The sequence below is a fragment of the Ruegeria sp. E1 genome (assembly GCF_056534225.1).
This window is the reverse complement of record NZ_JBQFPE010000014.1, coordinates 79,009-95,172: the sequence shown is the minus strand read 5'-3', so window position 1 is coordinate 95,172 and position 16,164 is coordinate 79,009. Positions and strand designations below refer to the sequence as shown.

The window sequence follows — 16,164 nt, the reverse complement described above, 5'->3', positions numbered from 1 at the left end:
GTCCATTGTGGCGGCATGAAAACGCCCGCCTCAATCACACTGAAATCACCGGATGAAACTGCGGCTCTGGCCGGAAAACTCGGTGCTGCGCTACGTCCCGGTGACGTACTGTTGCTGGACGGTGCAATCGGTGGCGGCAAAACCCATTTTGCGCGTGCTTTGATCCAGTCTCTGATGGATCAACCCGAGGACGTGCCCTCACCCACATTTACGTTGGTTCAGGTCTACGACACACAGGTCGGAGAGGTCTGGCATTCAGATCTTTACCGCCTGAGCAATATCGACGAGGTCGAAGAGCTGGGCCTGATCGATGAGTTCGATACCGCCGTCTGCCTGATCGAATGGCCCGACAAACTGGGCCCTTTGGCACCGCCCTCGGCCCTGTTGGTTCAGTTTCAGGCTGACCCGAAACATCCGGACACACGACACCTGACCCTGACATGGACCGATCCGAAATGGCCCGTCAGGCTGGAGGCGATTTCATGACCAACCGCGCCATTCTATCCAAAGCGCTGATCGCCCAAACCCAATGGGCCGAGGCCGAGCGCGCGCCGTTGGCCGGAGACGCCTCAAACCGCCGGTACGAACGGCTGACCGATGCGGCCAGCGGGCGCACGGCCGTCCTGATGGATGCACCACCAGATCAGAACGAGGATATCGCTGCCTTTGTGCGCATGGCGAAATATTTGCGATCCATCGGCCTCAGCGCGCCGGAAATCTATGCAGAGGATTGCCAATATGGATTTCTGCTGCTTGAGGATCTGGGCGATGACCTGTTCGCGCGCGTGTTGAAACGCGAGCCCGGTCTTGAGCGTACGCTGTACGAAGCGGCGACAGATGTTCTGGTCCACCTGCATTCGGCACCGGTGCCATCCCTGGAAAGCTATGATCCGGCGCTGATGACCGAATATTCTGCACTTTCCTTTACCAAATACGCTCAGGGCATTCTGGGCCACCATGACGCAGATGCACGGCGACGGTTTGAATCCCGCTTTGCCGACATTCTGCATCAGGAAACCGGCGGTACGCGGGTCGTCGTGCAGCGGGATTATCACGCCGAGAACCTGATCTGGCTTCCTGATCGAGACGGTCTGGCCCGCGTCGGCCTGCTGGATTTTCAAAGCGCGATGCTGGGACATCCGGCCTATGATCTGATGTCGCTGTTGCAGGATGTACGCCGATCAGTCCCCGCAGGGATCGAGATGCGCATGATCAACCGATATATCGAGGTAACCGGCGTAGACAGTCACGATTTCCGCACCGCCTACAGCGTGCTGGGCGCCCAACGCAACCTGCGGATATTGGGGGGGTTTGCCCGCCTTGCGACCGACTACGGCAAACCGCATTACGTTGATTTGATTCCTGCCGTATGGGCGCATCTGATGCGCGATCTTGAACATCCCGCATTGCTTCCGATCGCCGAATTGGTTCGTTCAGCATTGCCCGAACCAACCACAGAAAATCTTGCCAGGCTTAAATCGGCATGAACACTGCTCCTGACGCCTTAATGTTGTTTGCCGCCGGGTTCGGAACCCGCATGGGGGCGTTGACGCGCAATTTGCCAAAACCCTTGATCGAAGTATCAGGCCGCCCCCTGATTGATCATACGCTTGAACTGGTCGACGACCTTCAACCCACGCGCGTGGTGGCCAATGTGCATTATCGAGCCGACCAGATGGCCGCTCATCTGGCCCCTCGAAACGTGCTGATATCGCACGAAGAGCCTGAGATCCTTGAAACCGGTGGCGGCTTGCGCGCCGCCCTGCCCTTGTTGGGTTCTGATCCCGTTTTTACGTTAAACACAGATGCAATCTGGGCCGGTCCCAACCCGTTGCAGATGCTGAAAGACAAGTGGGATCCGGCAAAGATGGATGCGCTGTTGATGTGTATCCCGGTTGCCCAGACCATCGGGCATTCGGGGCGCGGAGATTTCACGCGCGATGCTCAGGGCCGCATATCGCGCGGTCCCGACATGATCTACGGCGGCGCACAGATCGTCAAAACCGAAGGGCTGCACGACATTCCGCACGCTGCGTTTTCGTTGAACCTGCTATGGGACCGGATGCACGCGCAGGACCGGCTGTTCGCGCTTGAATATCCCGGTCGCTGGTGCGACGTCGGTCGCCCCGAAGGCATCGCGCTGGCCGAAGGTTTGATCGCCGATGTTTGACCACAGCGAAACGCCAAAGGTTTTTGCGGTCCCACCGGGCGCAGACTTCCCCCAAGCTTTGGTCAACGGGCTGAGAGATCGCTGTGCCAACCTGCCGCCCGAGGCTCTGGCTCGGGTACACCTGATCGTCAACACACGCCGCATGGCACGCCGGGTTCGTGACCTGTTCGATCAGGGCCCTGCATGTTTGTTGCCCAAAATCTCTTTGGTGACTGATCTGGGTGAAAGCGTAGATCTAGAGCACATTCCACCCGCCATTCCCGCATTGCGGCGCAGGCTTGAGCTGACACAGCTGATTGCCAAACTGTTGGACCAGCAGCCCGACCTGGCTGCACGGGCATCCCTGTTCGATCTGTCAGACAGCCTTGCTGCCCTGATTGACGAGATGCAGGGCGAAGGCGTCTCCTCTGATGCGATCCGTCAATTGGATGTCAGCGACATGTCCGGGCATTGGGAGCGCGCGCAGAAATTCATCGGGATCGCCGATCACGTCGTCGCATCCGAAGATGATACGCTGGACGCGCAGGCCCGGCAGCGGCGCGTGGTCGAAAACCTGATTGCAAGCTGGCAAACGACCCCGCCGCAACATCCGGTCATCCTGGCGGGTTCAACCGGATCACGCGGAACCACGCTGATGTTGATGGAGGCCATAGCCCGCCTACCGCGAGGGGCATTGGTCCTGCCGGGATATGATTTTGATCAACCCGATCACGTCTGGCAAAACCTGGATGAGGCTTTGACGTCCGAGGACCACCCTCAATACCGGTTTCGCAAACTGATGCGCGGGCTTGAATTGAACCCGGAAGACATTCTGCCGTGGTCTGCAGATCAACCCCCTTCCCTTTCGCGTAACCGTCTGGTTTCGCTGGCTTTACGCCCCGCACCGATCACGGATGCATGGATGTCCGAAGGCCCACAGCTGCAAGACCTCGAAGGTGCCACCTGTGATCTGACATTGATCGAGGCGCAATCCCCGCGATCCGAAGCTTTGGCAATTGCGTTGCGCCTGCGGCAAGCGGCAGAAACCGGGCAAACGGCTGCTTTGATCACACCCGACCGAATGCTGACCCGTCAGGTCAGCGCCGCGTTGGATCGCTGGAACATTCTACCGGACGACAGCGCCGGTCTGCCTTTGCAGCTGTCTCCGCCGGGTCGGTTTCTGCGCCATGTTGCAGGGTTGTTTACACGTCGGTTGGATGGCGAGGCCTTGCTGACGCTGTTGAAACATCCGCTCTGCCATGACGGTGGGGACAGGGGTATGCATCTTCTGCAAACCCGCGATCTGGAGCTGGACCTTCGGCGCAACGGTCCGCCATTTCCAGACCGCGACAGCTTGCTGGCTTATGGTGCCCTCAAAAACATACCCGAGACTTGGTTAAACTGGCTGATCTCGATGTTCTGCCAACAGAACACTGCCGGGGTATTGCCGTTGGAGGCCTGGGTCGCACGGCTGCGCGAACTGGCCCAGGCGATCTCGGCCGGGCCCGCAGGTGAAACCGGGACGCTTTGGGAAAAGAACGCAGGCCAAAAGGCGCTTAAGGTTCTGACCGCGCTTGAGGATGAGGCGCATCATGGCGGTGATCTGACCGCCAATGACTTTGCCGACCTTCTGGGCGCGTTGCTGGCTGGCGAAGAGGTCCGCGACCGCGACGCCCCGCACACTCATATTATGATCTGGGGCACTCTGGAAGCGCGCGTGCAAGGTGCGGATTTGTTGATTCTGGGCGGCCTGAACGAAGGCAGTTGGCCCGAGGCCCCGGCACCTGATCCGTGGCTGAACCGCCAGATGCGCGATAAGGCCGGGCTGTTGCTTCCGGAACGCCGGATCGGGCTGTCTGCCCACGACTTTCAACAGGCCGTCGGCGCGCCCGAGGTCTGGTTGACGCGGTCGACACGATCCGACGATGCAGAAACGGTTGCGTCGCGCTGGTTGAACCGGCTTACCAACCTGCTGCAGGGCCTTGAAGGGCAGGGCGGGCCGCAAGTGCTTTCCGATATGCGCGCCCGCGGTGATCAATGGCTGCGTTGGTCCGAAGCGCTTGAAGATGCGCCGGAAATCGAACCCGCACATCGCCCATCACCCCGGCCTCCGATCTCGGCAAGGCCAAAACGTTTATCCGTGACCGAGATCAAACGCCTGATCCGTGATCCTTATGCGATCTACGCGAAACATGTGCTGCGTCTGAAACCGCTGGACCCATTGGTTTCCGCCCCTGATGCGTTGCTGCGCGGCATTGTAATCCACGAAATTCTGGAACATTTCGTCAAGGACAGCGTGTTGGATGTCGCGCTGCTGACGCGTGAAAACTTTTTGAAACGCGCCGAGGCATTGCTGGCCCAGCACGTGGCCTGGCCAACGGCCCGTGCACTCTGGCTGGCGCGGCTGGAACGGATCGCTGATGATTTTCTGGCCGCCGAACACCAACGCCGGACCGATGGCGGGCCGGTGGCGTTTGAAACTGCGATGAAGCTGGTGTTGGCGCCTTTGGATTTCACCATTGCGGGACGCGCTGATCGGATCGACGTCAACAGCCGCGGCGCGTTGCGGATCATCGACTATAAGACGGGCGCACCGCCGTCGGAAAATCAGCAGGCCAAGTTCGACAAACAATTGCTGATCGAGGCGGCATTGGCCGAGCAGGGCGGGTTAGAGGGCTTTGACCCCTTGCCGGTGGCGCAAGCGGTGTTTGTCGGGATGGGTGGCACATATAAAGAGGTGCCCGCACCATTGACCAAAGAGCCCGCCGAAAAGGTGCTGGGGGAACTGAAGCAGCTGATTTCGACCTATTTAGAGCCTGATCAGGGCTTCTCATCCCGCCGAATGCTGCACAAGGATACGGATATCGGCGATTATGATCAGCTTGCCCGGTTCGGCGAGTGGGATCGTGCAACCGAGACCAAACCCGAGGACCTGACATGATCGCACGCAACGAAGCGACCGAGCGTCAGGTGCAGGCCGCACGGCCCGATGCCTCGACCTGGTTGGCAGCAAATGCCGGGTCAGGCAAAACGCGGGTTCTGACCGACCGTGTGGCGCGGCTGTTGCTAAGCGGGGTCCAGCCGCAGCACATCCTGTGCCTGACCTACACAAAAGCTGCGGCCAGCGAGATGCAGAACCGTTTGTTCAAACGGTTGGGCGAATGGGCCATGCTGGATGATGTGCGGCTGATGACGCAACTGACCGATCTGGGCGTCGAGGATCTGGTCAGCATGGATCGTCTGGCGCGCGCGCGTACCCTATTTGCGCGCGCGATCGAAACACCCGGTGGTCTGAAAATTCAGACGATACACTCGTTCTGTGCGGCGCTTTTGCGCCGTTTCCCGCTTGAGGCCGGAGTCAGCCCTCAATTTGCCGAAATGGAAGACCGCGCCGCCGCCCTGCTGCGCGAAGAAATTATCGAGGATTTTGCCGACGGGCCACAAGCGCATCTGATCGAAGATATGGCGCGCTTTATAACAGATACCGGATTTGACAGGCTCACCGCTGCGATAACTCAGAACCGGAACCGGTTTACGCATCCCATACGCTGGCCCAAATTGCTTGATCTATTTGGCCTGCCAAACGGATTTGACGAAGATAAGTTACTGGGACAGGTGTTTTTGGGTGGCGAGATCGACTTGCTGCAGTCGATCCTGCCCGGCCTGATCGAAAGCGGCGGAAACAACGCAAAAGCCGCCGCGAAGCTCTCGGTCGTCAAGCGCGTTGGACTGGACAGTTTGCCAGTGCTGGAAAGCGTGTTTCTCTACGGTAAATCTGCCAAAGAACCTTTTGCCGCAAAAATCGGCAACTTTCCCACCAAAGCCTTGCGCGAAGCGGCGTTGGCTGAACTGATGCCCCGGCTTGAAGACTTCATGCTCCGGGTCGAAGCGGCGCGTGAGCAGCGGTTGGCGCTGAGTGCTGCACGGAAAACGCTGGTTCTACATAAATTCGCTGCTGCCTTCCTACCGGAATATGAGCGTCGCAAACAGTTGCGGGGATGGCTTGATTTTGACGATCTGATCCTGCGCGCGCGTCAGGTTTTGAACGACCCGGCGGTCGCGGCGTGGGTGCTGTACCGGCTGGACGGTGGGATTGATCACATTCTGGTGGACGAAGCGCAGGACACCAGCCCAGACCAATGGGATGTGGTGGAAAAACTGGCGCAGGAATTCACGAGCGGGGAAGGGGCCCGATCCGGAGTCGAGCGGACCATTTTCGTGGTCGGAGACAAGAAGCAGTCGATTTATTCCTTTCAGGGCGCGGACCCCCAAGCCTTTGATCGGATGCAGGACGAGTTCGGTCAAAAGCTGCAGGAATCAGGCTCTAAACTGTGGGATTCAACCCTGGAATACTCATTCCGTTCGTCCAGCGCGATCCTGTCCCTGGTGGATATCCTGTTCGAAAATCGAACCGAGGCGGGGTTTCACAAGGACGCACAGCACCGTGCCTTCAAAGCCGATTTGCCAGGCCGCGTTGACCTGTGGCCCGTGATCGAAAAGGTCGAAGATCAGGAAGAGGCCGACTGGACCGATCCGGTTGATCGTCCGGGCGCACAGCATCACACTGTTCTTCTGGCTGAAAAGGTGGCAAACGAAATCAAAGCCATGCTCGACAGGGGCGAGACCATCCCGGACGATGCCGAAACACCGGGCACCTTTGTGCGCCGCAAGGTGCAGCCGGGTGATTTTCTGATCCTGGTTCAGCGGCGGTCAGGCCTGTTTGCCGAGATCATTCGCGCCTGCAAGGCGCTGAGCCTTCCAATAGCAGGGGCCGATCGCCTGAAGGTTGGCGCGGAACTGGCCGTCAAGGACTTGGCAGCCCTGCTGAGTTTTCTCGCCACGCCAGAAGACAGCCTGTCGCTTGCCACGGTTCTGAAATCGCCGCTGTTTGGCTGGACCGAACAACAGCTTTTCGATCTGGCGCATCGGCGCGAGGATACGTTTCTATGGGCTGCCCTGCGCCAGCGCGCCGAAGAATTTCCCGAAACACTGGCCGTGCTGAACGACCTGCGCGGGCAAACGGATTTTCTGCGACCCTACGATTTGATCGAGCGCATTCTGACCCGCCACGATGGCAGGCGCAAGTTGCTGGGCCGATTGGGGGCCGAGGCCGAGGACGGGATCAACGCTTTGCTCTCGCAGGCTTTGGCCTATGAGCGGACGGATATTCCCAGCCTGACCGGCTTTCTGGTCTGGATGCAAACCGACGATCTTGAGATCAAGCGCCAGATGAGTGGGGTCGGTAACATGATCCGGGTAATGACAGTCCACGGATCAAAAGGGCTGGAAGCCCCGATTGTAATCCTGCCCGACACTGGCAAACGGCAAGCCCCGCGCGATGCCGAGATCATGGCGGCCGGGGAAACGCCACTGTGGAAAGTACCGGCCGATGCTTCACCAAGGTTGGTTACGCAGGCAAGGGACACCGCACGAGAGAAAGAAGAAAACGAACGGCTTCGATTGCTATATGTGGCTCTAACACGGGCAGAAAAGTGGCTAATCGTCGCCGCAGCGGGCGATGTAGGCAAAGACGGATCCAGCTGGTACCAGATGGTCGAAGACGCGATGGAACGGGCCGGGGCGACCGAGCTTCCCGACATGCAAATACGGCGTCTGGCGCACGGAGATTGGGGGGCTTTGCCGCTGACATCCCGGGTGGATCGCCCGAAGCCAACCGAAACATTGCCAGCCGCATTCCTGCACCCTGCGCCTGAACCAGAACCGCCAACAGAAACGCTCAGCCCGTCGGATCTGGGCGGCGCAAAGGCGTTACCGGGTGATGCTGGTCAGGATGAAGAGGCCGCCAAACTGCGCGGAACCCGCTTGCATCTGTTGTTGGAACATTTACCCACCGCTCGGGCAGAGAAGTGGCCAGACCTCGGCACACGATTGCTGCCAGACATGCACGAAACGGACCGGGCGGAATTGTTGCAAGAGGTCTCGGGCGTTCTGCAAACTGAAAACCTGGCGCCAGTGTTTGCGCAGGGCTCGTTAGCCGAAGTTCCGATATCTGCCGATCTGCACGGGCGCAGGCTTCATGGTGTGATCGACCGTCTGATCGTTTCCGAAACCGAGGTTCAGGCCATCGACTTCAAATCAAACGCAACGGTGCCCGACATGCCGGAAAGCTGCCCGATTAGTCTTTTGCGTCAGATGGGGGCTTATGCCCATGCGCTGTCGCAGATCTATCCCGGGCGTCAGATCAGAACGGCGATCCTGTGGACCCGCACCGCACATCTGATGTGGCTGCCACACGATCTTGTGACAGATGCTTTGACGCAAGATCCGACGTCTTGACCTTGCATATCGCCGCACCTAGGTTCACTACCCAAACATACCCCATTCAGGAGACAGAATATGTCGACCGTTGCCGTAACCGACGATACATTTGACGCCGAAGTCAAAAACTCCGATGTCCCCGTTGTGGTGGATTTCTGGGCCGAATGGTGCGGCCCTTGCAAACAGATCGGCCCTGCTCTGGAGGAGCTGGCGACTGAATATGGCGGCAAGGTGAAAATCGCCAAGGTCGACGTTGACAGCAACCCCAATTCGGCTGCCGCCATGGGCGTTCGCGGCATTCCGGCGCTGTTCATCTTCAAGGACGGTCAGGTTGTATCGAACCGCGCCGGCGCTGCGCCCAAGGCCGCGCTGCAAAGCTGGATTGACGAGTCGATCTGATCGGGCTTCAAAGTTAAAAGGAAAGGCGCCCGGTTCGAGGCGCCTTTTTTCATGGTCTTAGGTTCAGGACCCTAATCAGATTGATCCAAAAGAAAAAGCCGCTCGGGCGATCCGGGCGGCTGTTCCAATTTCTCTCTCTGATCGCAGGGTCAGATGGTTTCGACAGTCGCCCGCTTGAGACCGATATCTTCCAGCTGCGCGTCGGTCAGCTGCGACAGGATTTTGCGCGTTTTGCGCGCGTTGTTCCACTCGACAACAGAATTGAAGACCGAGATGATTGCGTCCACTACGTGCAGAATGGTGACTGCTCCGAGCGGCGCGTGAGTTTTTGCGATTGCGTTCGCCATGTGCGCGTTCCTTCAAACAGAAACAGCCGACCCGTTGTCGGTTGTGATGTCCGTTTAGACCTATGTCCTGAGTCCTACAAATGCTGACTCGACAGCCCCGGTCTGCATCTATTGCATATCTTTTGGGCAATCTAAGAACGGTTGCACCGCCCGCGCGCCCGGCCCATATAGAACGCCAGAGAAAACGGAGGCTTCGATGGCAGACAGCGATTTTCCCGGATGGCACGGCACCACCATCATCGGCGTCAAGAAAGGCGGGCAGGTTGTCATTGCCGGGGACGGGCAGGTCAGTCTGGGCCAGACCGTGATCAAGGGCACCGCCCGCAAGGTACGCCGCCTGTCACCTGGCGGGTCTGAAGTGGTTGCAGGCTTTGCCGGGTCCACCGCGGATGCTTTTACACTGCTGGAACGGCTTGAGGCCAAGCTGGAATCGACACCGGGTCAGTTGATGCGGGCATCGATTGAACTGGCCAAGGACTGGCGCACCGACAAATACCTGCAAAAGCTCGAGGCGATGCTGATCGTGACCGACGGCAAAGACCTGTTCGTGATCACAGGGGCAGGGGATGTGCTGGAACCCGAGCACGACGTGGCCGCCATCGGTTCAGGTGGCAATTTCGCTCTGGCCGCCGCGCGCGCTATGATGGACAGCGACAAATCCGCCGAAGAGGTCGCGCGTGAAGCGATGGCGATTGCTGCTGATATCTGCGTCTACACCAACGGCAATCTGACGGTTGAGGAGATCTCAGGCTAACAGCGCCTTGATCTCTTTGCCTTTCCAGCGCAGGTGCATTCCGATCAGACCCATGATCGCGGTGGCGATCACGATGTAATAGGGCATACGGATGTCGACACTCATCAACCCGCCGCCGATCAGCGACATGATCCCACCCGCCAGACAGAACACGGCTGTGCACACACCCATAACCCAGCCCTGATCCGCCTCGCTGACCGAGGATGAGAACAGGCCCAGCAGGGTCGGGTAGGACACGCCGAAGAAGAAATAGAAAAAGAAAACCGGGATGTAGCTGAGCACGCCGCTGGGGCTGAAGGCGAAGCCGAAGCCGCAGATTACCATGATCACCAGCGAGGTGTAGATGATCCCGTGCTTGCTGAACCTCTCTTGTGCAGGCTTGACCAGGAAGGTGCTGGAAAACGCCAGCGCAAAGCCGATCACCACCATCGCCATGCTACCGCCGACCACGCCGTATCCCCAGGCGCTCGTCAGGAAGTTGTCGACAAATACGTAAAAAGTGACGTTGGCGATCATGAACAAAGAATAGACCGGCAGAATTTTCAGAACCAATGGGTGGCCACGCACTGCGATCAGGCTGTCGGTGATATCGCGGGGGCGGAATACAAATGGTTCGCGCTCGGTCCTGGTGTCTTTGAAGTAGGTCATCACAAGGAAGATGGCGATCAGCACCAGCACGAAGGCTCCGTAAAATGGTGTTTTCAGGGTCGCATAGCTGCCCAGCAGGGCCGCATCCGATAGAACCGCGCCGATGATTGGCCCTCCGACCAGGCCAAAACTAACCCCGGTGACGATATAGCCCATGTTGCGGTCCCGATCAGCGGTATCAGTACTGCCATCAATCATCGCCGCCTGTGCGATGGGTTGATTGCCGGCGGTAAAGCCCGTAATCGACCGGCCGAGGATCAGCAGGATCAGACTGTTGAGATAGAGCGCCGCGATAGTGATAGCGTATCCGGCTAATGCGCCAAACAGACAGACCAGCAGCGCGTTCTTGCGCCCGATGGAATCTGAGACCTTGGACACATAGACAACGCCCAGAAACCAGGACAGGAAAAAGCAGCCAATCACGAGGCCATAGTAGAAATGACGCCGCCCTTCGGGTGTGTTCTGCGGAAGAAAACCGGATTTCGTTTCCATGATCAGCGAGTTGATGATGGGAAAGACCAACCCCTGTCCGATCAGGTCGACAAACACCACGAACAAAAGGGTAATCTTGGCAATCTTCGTCATGAAACACACCCCGGATCAGACATTTCGGACCAGTGTACCAGACAGGCCACCTGACGCCTAACGGCTTGTGTTTTCGCGCCCCATGATTAGGTTCCGGTGCGAAACAAACGGATTGAACACATATGACCGACCTGACCCCGCGCGAGATTGTCTCGGAACTGGACCGTTTTATCATCGGGCAGAAGGATGCAAAACGCGCCGTAGCCGTGGCACTGCGCAACCGCTGGCGACGCAAGCAGCTGGCGGATGATATTCGGGATGAAGTTTATCCCAAGAACATCCTGATGATCGGCCCCACCGGCGTTGGCAAGACCGAGATCAGCCGCCGTCTGGCAAAACTGGCCCGCGCACCCTTTATCAAGGTCGAAGCGACCAAGTTTACCGAGGTCGGCTATGTCGGGCGTGACGTGGAACAGATCGTGCGCGATCTGGCGGATGCCGCCATTTTGCAAACCCGCGAATACATGCGCGAGGACGTCAAAGCCCGTGCCCATCAGGCCGCCGAGGATCGGGTGATCGAGGCTATCGCCGGTACGGACGCCCGCGAAGCCACACGAGAGATGTTCCGCAAAAAGCTGAAGGCGGGGGAACTGGACGACACCGAGATTGAGCTGGAGTTGTCTGACACGTCGAACCCGATGCCGATGTTCGACATTCCCGGCCAGCCCGGCGGACAGATGGGCATGATGAATCTGGGTGACATCTTTGGCAAGGCCTTCGGCGGTCGCACGGTAAAACGCAAAATGACGGTTGCTGACAGCTATGAGGCGCTGATCGGGGAAGAGGCTGACAAGCTGCTGGATGATGAAACCGTCAATCGCGTTGCGCTGGACTCGGTCGAGCAGAACGGCATTGTCTTTCTGGACGAGATCGACAAGGTCTGTGCCCGCTCGGACGCACGAGGTGGGGATGTCAGCCGCGAAGGTGTTCAGCGCGACCTGTTGCCACTGATCGAGGGCACCACCGTGTCCACCAAACACGGGCCTGTTAAAACCGACCATATCCTGTTCATCGCATCGGGTGCGTTTCACATCGCCAAACCCTCGGACTTGTTGCCGGAACTGCAGGGCCGTCTTCCGATCCGCGTCGAGTTGCGGGCGCTGACCGAGGAAGATTTCGTGCGCATCCTGACCGAAACCGACAACGCCCTGACCCTGCAATATACCGCGCTGATGGGCACCGAAGAGGTAACGGTCAGCTTTTCCGAGGATGGCATCGCCGCGCTGGCCCGAATTGCTGCCGACGTAAACCAAAGCGTCGAGAATATCGGTGCTCGGCGGCTTTACACGGTGATGGAACGTGTGTTCGAGGAATTGTCCTTTGACGCCCCCGACAAGGCCGGGGCCGAGATCGTTGTAGATGCGCAATTTGTCAGCGACAATCTGGGTGAGCTGACCAAATCCACCGACCTCAGCCGTTACGTTCTGTAACATAGAACAGCCGGTTTTCGCCGGTTTTGACCGCATCCTGTCCCGGCCTCTCTGGACGTCGGGGCGGAATGCGATAGCGTAGTGGCCAATCACTGTAGGGTTTGGCTGTGCTGCGTTATCTGATCCTGTTTCTAACGGCTGCGACGCTGGGTGCCTGCGTGGATCGATCCGTGTCCGAAACCGTGCCCGATGCGCTGCGTGTTGGCGTGCCCGAAACCGTCTTTGCCGCCACAACACGCGCGCGCGAGGCTGACGGCACCTATGGGTATCACCGAAGTCAGGGCCTGCGGTTTCTTGAGATGACGGTCTCGATCCCGCCAGACCATACGCCGGGAACGCTGGATTTCTCGTATGCCAATCCGGACCCCAACACAGAATTCGTTCTGGCGGACATGTCCGAGTTTTCAGGACCGCAAGGTCTGAAATCGCGATTGCGTGGCGTGGACGAAGTTTCGATCTTTGTTCACGGCTATAACGCCACTCAAACGGAAACCGCGTTCCGTGCTGCGCAGTTGTCGCATGATATTGGCATTCCCGGATCGACCCTGATCTATTCCTGGCCCAGCCGCGCCAAGGGGACGGGATATGCTTATGATCTGGACAGCATGTTATTTGCCCGAGACGGGCTGGAACAAACGATCCGAACCCTGAAATCCTTTGGCGTCAAACGGGTCATCGTGATCGCGCATTCCATGGGCAGCGCCCTGACGATGGAGATGATGCGGCAAGCTGAACTGCGGCAACCCGGCTGGTCAAAACGCAATATCGAAGGCGTGATTTTGATCTCTCCCGATCTGGATGTTGATCTGTTCCGCTCGCAAATGGACAGCATCAAATCGCCGCCCGAACCCTTTGTGGTCATGGTCTCGCAGAAAGACAAGGTTCTGGGCATTTCGGCGCGCCTGCGTGGCACGTCACAGGGTGAGCGTCTGGGCAGCATCAATTCGGTCGATGCGCTGGCGGACTATCCGATCAATGTCATCGACACCACGGCGTTCAGCGAAGACGCGGGGTCATCGCATTTCGTGGCCGCAACCTCACCGGCCTTGCTGTCCATCCTCAGTTCCGTGCGCCGGGTCAGCAGCACGTTCGGGCCAGACCGACCGGGCATCGACGTGCTAGCACCACCGAGCGAGCGCAATGCCGATGGCGCGACCGAGATCGTGCTGACCGAAACAGGGCAAGCACAGATCAGTTCTCCGTGACAGAGTTCAACCTGCTCTGTTCTCGGAAATCTCAGGCCAGCGGGTTTATGAAATCCATGGCACATGGGTCTAACGATTGCGGCGCAGATAGATGTAATAAGCTCCATCCCCGCCGTGGCTGATATGTGCCGGGGTGATCTGCAACACAGCCTGCGCCAAAGGCGGCAGGGCCAGCCATTGCGGTACCTGATTGCGCAGCACCCCGCGCGGGGTTGGAATCGGGCCGGGTTCATCTCGATCCTTGCCCTTGCCGGTAATCACCAGCACCAGCCGCTTACCCGAGGCTTGTGCCGTCAGGATAAACCTCACCAGCGCCGGATGCGCCGTGTCCATGCGCATCCCATGCAGATCAAGGCGACCTTCGGGTTTCAGCTTGCCCCGTTTCATACGCCCGAAAGCCTTGATATCCATTTGCACCGGACGGGCGCGCAGATCTTCGGGAACAGACGGTTTCAGATTGTTTTTCGCCGCACCGGGTCGTGCGATCTGGCCCAGCTCAAAAGCCTCGATCCTTGGTTTCGGAGGTTTCGATGGCTTGGGTTTGGGTAAAACGGTCGGATGTACCGTTTGCGGCAGTTCGGGATGCAGGCGTTCCGCCTGTTGGGCAACCTTACGCCACAGATCAATCTCATCCGCCGTCAGTTTGCGCCGTGTCATCAGAACTCATCCGGCAAAAGGGCATAAGCCCGCTGTATTGGCAGCAACAGGACCATACGACCGGGGTCTTTCAGGCGACCCGCAGCCTGACCGGCGTTGTCGCCGGTGCCAAAGAATATGTCGGCACGCTGCGCGCCCTTGATGGCAGCGCCGGTATCCTGTGCGATCATGAGGCGGCGCAAGGGGGTTTTGCCATCCTTTTCCACCCAGACCGGCGCGCCCAGCGGCGTATAGACAGGATCGGCGGCGATGCTGCGCATGGTGGTGACAGATCGGTTCATTGCCCCTAATGGACCAAACTCGGGCGCGACGCGCGTGACTTCGCGAAAGAACACATAGGATGGGTTGTGAAGCAGCAACTCGACCCCGGCTTCGGGGTTCTTGCGGACCCAGGCGCGGATCATCTGGGCGCTGACCTCATGCGCGCCCAGCGCACCGCGCCGCACAAGCTCGGCCCCGATTGAGCGATAGGGATGACCGTTCGCCCCGCCATAACCCACCCGCAGCGCATCGCCATTCGGCAGTCGAATGCGGCCCGAGCCCTGAATTTGCAGAAAGAACAATTCGACCGGATCATCGACCCAGGCGATTTCCAGCCCCCGGCCTTGCATCACGTCACTGGTCAGCAACTCACGCCGACTAAGCCATTGACCGGCCTGCCGTGCCTCGGGCGGCATTCGATACAGCGGGTAACGGTACTTGCCGGATGGCGATGTTGCTCCGTCGAGTTCGGGCTCGAAATACCCTGTGAACAAAGCGTCTTTGCCGTCTTCGACCAGAACCGGGCGAAAAAACAGCTCAAAGAACGCGCGCGCGGCCTCGGGCTCATAAGTCCGGGCCACCGCGCACAGCGCCTGCCAATCGGGATCATCAAGATCGCCGCAGGTGTTCAGAAAAACCGAAAGGGCCGCCGCGTGATCATCGGCGGCCCAGCCATCCAGATCGTCAAAAGACAGGATGGATCGCGTCGCCTCTGCTCCGGCGGCGCTGGCGGTTGTCATTGCGCCCACCAGAAAAAACGACCGGAGCGTTGCAATCATGCGTCCGTGGCGACAAGCAGCCAGTTTGGATCATCCGTGCCCATCACGCGGGCAAAGGTCCAGCTGTCCTTTTGGCGTTTGACGGTGTTGGGGTTGCCTTCAATGATGTCACCACCGCGATCCCGCACGACCGAGGTCAACTCGCCAATAAACCGCATGGTGATCTCGGCCTGGTTGGTGTCCTTGTCAAAATGGGCATCCGCAAGCGTAGTTTCACGCACCCCGATAAACTCGGCCTCGATAGTCAGCCCTTTGTCTTCGCGGTCGGCCACAACCGAGACAAAGCTGTCAAAAACCTCTTCCGACAGGAAGGGCTGAATTTCATCCAGATTGCCCTTTTCGAACCCCATCACGATCATCTCATAAGCGCCACGTGCGCCCTGAACAAATTCGCTGACCGAAAAACTGGGCTCGACCCGCTTCATTGCCGCCAATGTCTGCGCCTGATCACTATCCTCGGCCACATGGTCGGTGATGTCATGATCCGGGCCGCCTTCGATCACTTCGAAATCACGCCGCGCGGTATTGGTATCGGGTTGTTGCGACAGGGGCGGCTTTTCAAAGCCTTCCCGCGTGCCCAATACGCTTTTCAAACGCAGGATCAGAAAAACAGCTATGCCAAGAAGCACCAAAAGCTGGATCATGGGTGAGTTCATTTCATCCTCTTTTCA

Annotated in this window: 14 protein-coding genes; 9 read left to right on the top strand and 5 right to left on the bottom strand. The window is 58.7% G+C overall.

Annotation, left to right across the window (positions count from 1 at the left end):
* Nucleotides 1-15: 15 nt before the first annotated feature.
* From tsaE to trxA, 6 genes are read left to right on the top strand one after another with little or no spacing between them, the layout of a single operon-like run.
* Nucleotides 16-486: a tRNA (adenosine(37)-N6)-threonylcarbamoyltransferase complex ATPase subunit type 1 TsaE gene (gene tsaE, locus ACR0FG_RS17150; protein WP_480894207.1), complete on the top strand. Its 471-nt coding sequence runs from the start codon at nucleotides 16-18 to the stop codon at nucleotides 484-486.
* Complete coding sequence (locus ACR0FG_RS17145; RefSeq protein WP_480894245.1) at nucleotides 483-1,487, top strand: aminoglycoside phosphotransferase family protein; 1,005 nt, start codon at nucleotides 483-485, stop codon at nucleotides 1,485-1,487. The genes tsaE and ACR0FG_RS17145 overlap by 4 nt, the downstream gene beginning before the upstream one ends.
* Nucleotides 1,484-2,170, top strand: a complete 687-nt coding sequence (locus ACR0FG_RS17140) for a nucleotidyltransferase family protein (RefSeq protein WP_480894206.1) — start codon at nucleotides 1,484-1,486, stop codon at nucleotides 2,168-2,170. The genes ACR0FG_RS17145 and ACR0FG_RS17140 overlap by 4 nt, the downstream gene beginning before the upstream one ends.
* Nucleotides 2,163-5,090 carry a double-strand break repair protein AddB gene (gene addB, locus ACR0FG_RS17135; protein ID WP_480894205.1) on the top strand — a complete coding sequence of 976 codons (2,928 nt, stop codon included), beginning with the start codon at nucleotides 2,163-2,165 and terminating at the stop codon, nucleotides 5,088-5,090. Before ACR0FG_RS17140 ends, addB begins: the two co-directional genes overlap by 8 nt.
* Nucleotides 5,087-8,446 (top strand): double-strand break repair helicase AddA, encoded by a 3,360-nt coding sequence (gene addA, locus ACR0FG_RS17130; RefSeq protein WP_480894204.1) that lies wholly within the window; start codon nucleotides 5,087-5,089, stop codon nucleotides 8,444-8,446. Before addB ends, addA begins: the two co-directional genes overlap by 4 nt.
* Nucleotides 8,447-8,506: 60 nt before the next feature.
* Nucleotides 8,507-8,827 (top strand): thioredoxin, encoded by a 321-nt coding sequence (gene trxA, locus ACR0FG_RS17125; RefSeq protein WP_170711174.1) that lies wholly within the window; start codon nucleotides 8,507-8,509, stop codon nucleotides 8,825-8,827.
* A 149-nt stretch (nucleotides 8,828-8,976) separates the two neighbouring features.
* On the opposite strand, the gene ACR0FG_RS17120 is transcribed toward trxA, so the two are convergent.
* Complete coding sequence (locus ACR0FG_RS17120; protein WP_170711175.1) at nucleotides 8,977-9,174, bottom strand: DUF1127 domain-containing protein; 198 nt, start codon at nucleotides 9,172-9,174, stop codon at nucleotides 8,977-8,979.
* Nucleotides 9,175-9,370: 196 nt separating this feature from the next.
* On the opposite strand from ACR0FG_RS17120, the gene hslV reads away from it, so the two are divergent.
* A complete protein-coding gene (gene hslV, locus ACR0FG_RS17115; RefSeq protein ID WP_480894203.1) occupies nucleotides 9,371-9,928 on the top strand; it encodes an ATP-dependent protease subunit HslV in 558 nt (185 codons plus the stop codon).
* On the opposite strand, the gene ACR0FG_RS17110 is transcribed toward hslV, so the two are convergent.
* Nucleotides 9,920-11,161: an MFS transporter gene (locus ACR0FG_RS17110; protein WP_480894202.1), complete on the bottom strand. Its 1,242-nt coding sequence runs from the start codon at nucleotides 11,159-11,161 to the stop codon at nucleotides 9,920-9,922. The genes hslV and ACR0FG_RS17110 overlap by 9 nt on opposite strands.
* A 122-nt stretch (nucleotides 11,162-11,283) precedes the next feature.
* Between ACR0FG_RS17110 and hslU the strand changes: the two genes are divergently transcribed.
* Nucleotides 11,284-12,591, top strand: coding sequence for an ATP-dependent protease ATPase subunit HslU (hslU, locus tag ACR0FG_RS17105; RefSeq protein WP_480894201.1), 1,308 nt, complete (start codon nucleotides 11,284-11,286; stop codon nucleotides 12,589-12,591).
* Between the two features lie 107 nt (nucleotides 12,592-12,698).
* On the top strand, nucleotides 12,699-13,796 hold the full coding sequence (locus ACR0FG_RS17100; protein WP_170711179.1) for an alpha/beta fold hydrolase: 1,098 nt from the start codon (nucleotides 12,699-12,701) through the stop codon (nucleotides 13,794-13,796).
* Between the two features lie 69 nt (nucleotides 13,797-13,865).
* Here the strand turns inward: ACR0FG_RS17100 and ACR0FG_RS17095 are convergent, their stop codons facing one another.
* The 3 genes from ACR0FG_RS17095 to ACR0FG_RS17085 are packed head-to-tail and all read right to left on the bottom strand — an operon-like array spanning nucleotide 13,866 to nucleotide 16,149.
* Nucleotides 13,866-14,453 carry a Smr/MutS family protein gene (locus ACR0FG_RS17095; protein ID WP_480894200.1) on the bottom strand — a complete coding sequence of 196 codons (588 nt, stop codon included), beginning with the start codon at nucleotides 14,451-14,453 and terminating at the stop codon, nucleotides 13,866-13,868.
* Nucleotides 14,453-15,493 (bottom strand): murein transglycosylase A, encoded by a 1,041-nt coding sequence (mltA, locus tag ACR0FG_RS17090; protein ID WP_480894199.1) that lies wholly within the window; start codon nucleotides 15,491-15,493, stop codon nucleotides 14,453-14,455. Before mltA ends, ACR0FG_RS17095 begins: the two co-directional genes overlap by 1 nt.
* The gene (locus ACR0FG_RS17085) at nucleotides 15,490-16,149 is read right to left on the bottom strand and encodes a Tim44/TimA family putative adaptor protein (RefSeq protein WP_170711182.1); all 660 of its coding nucleotides are present in this window, start codon (nucleotides 16,147-16,149) and stop codon (nucleotides 15,490-15,492) included. Before ACR0FG_RS17085 ends, mltA begins: the two co-directional genes overlap by 4 nt.
* Nucleotides 16,150-16,164: the final 15 nt, after the last annotated feature.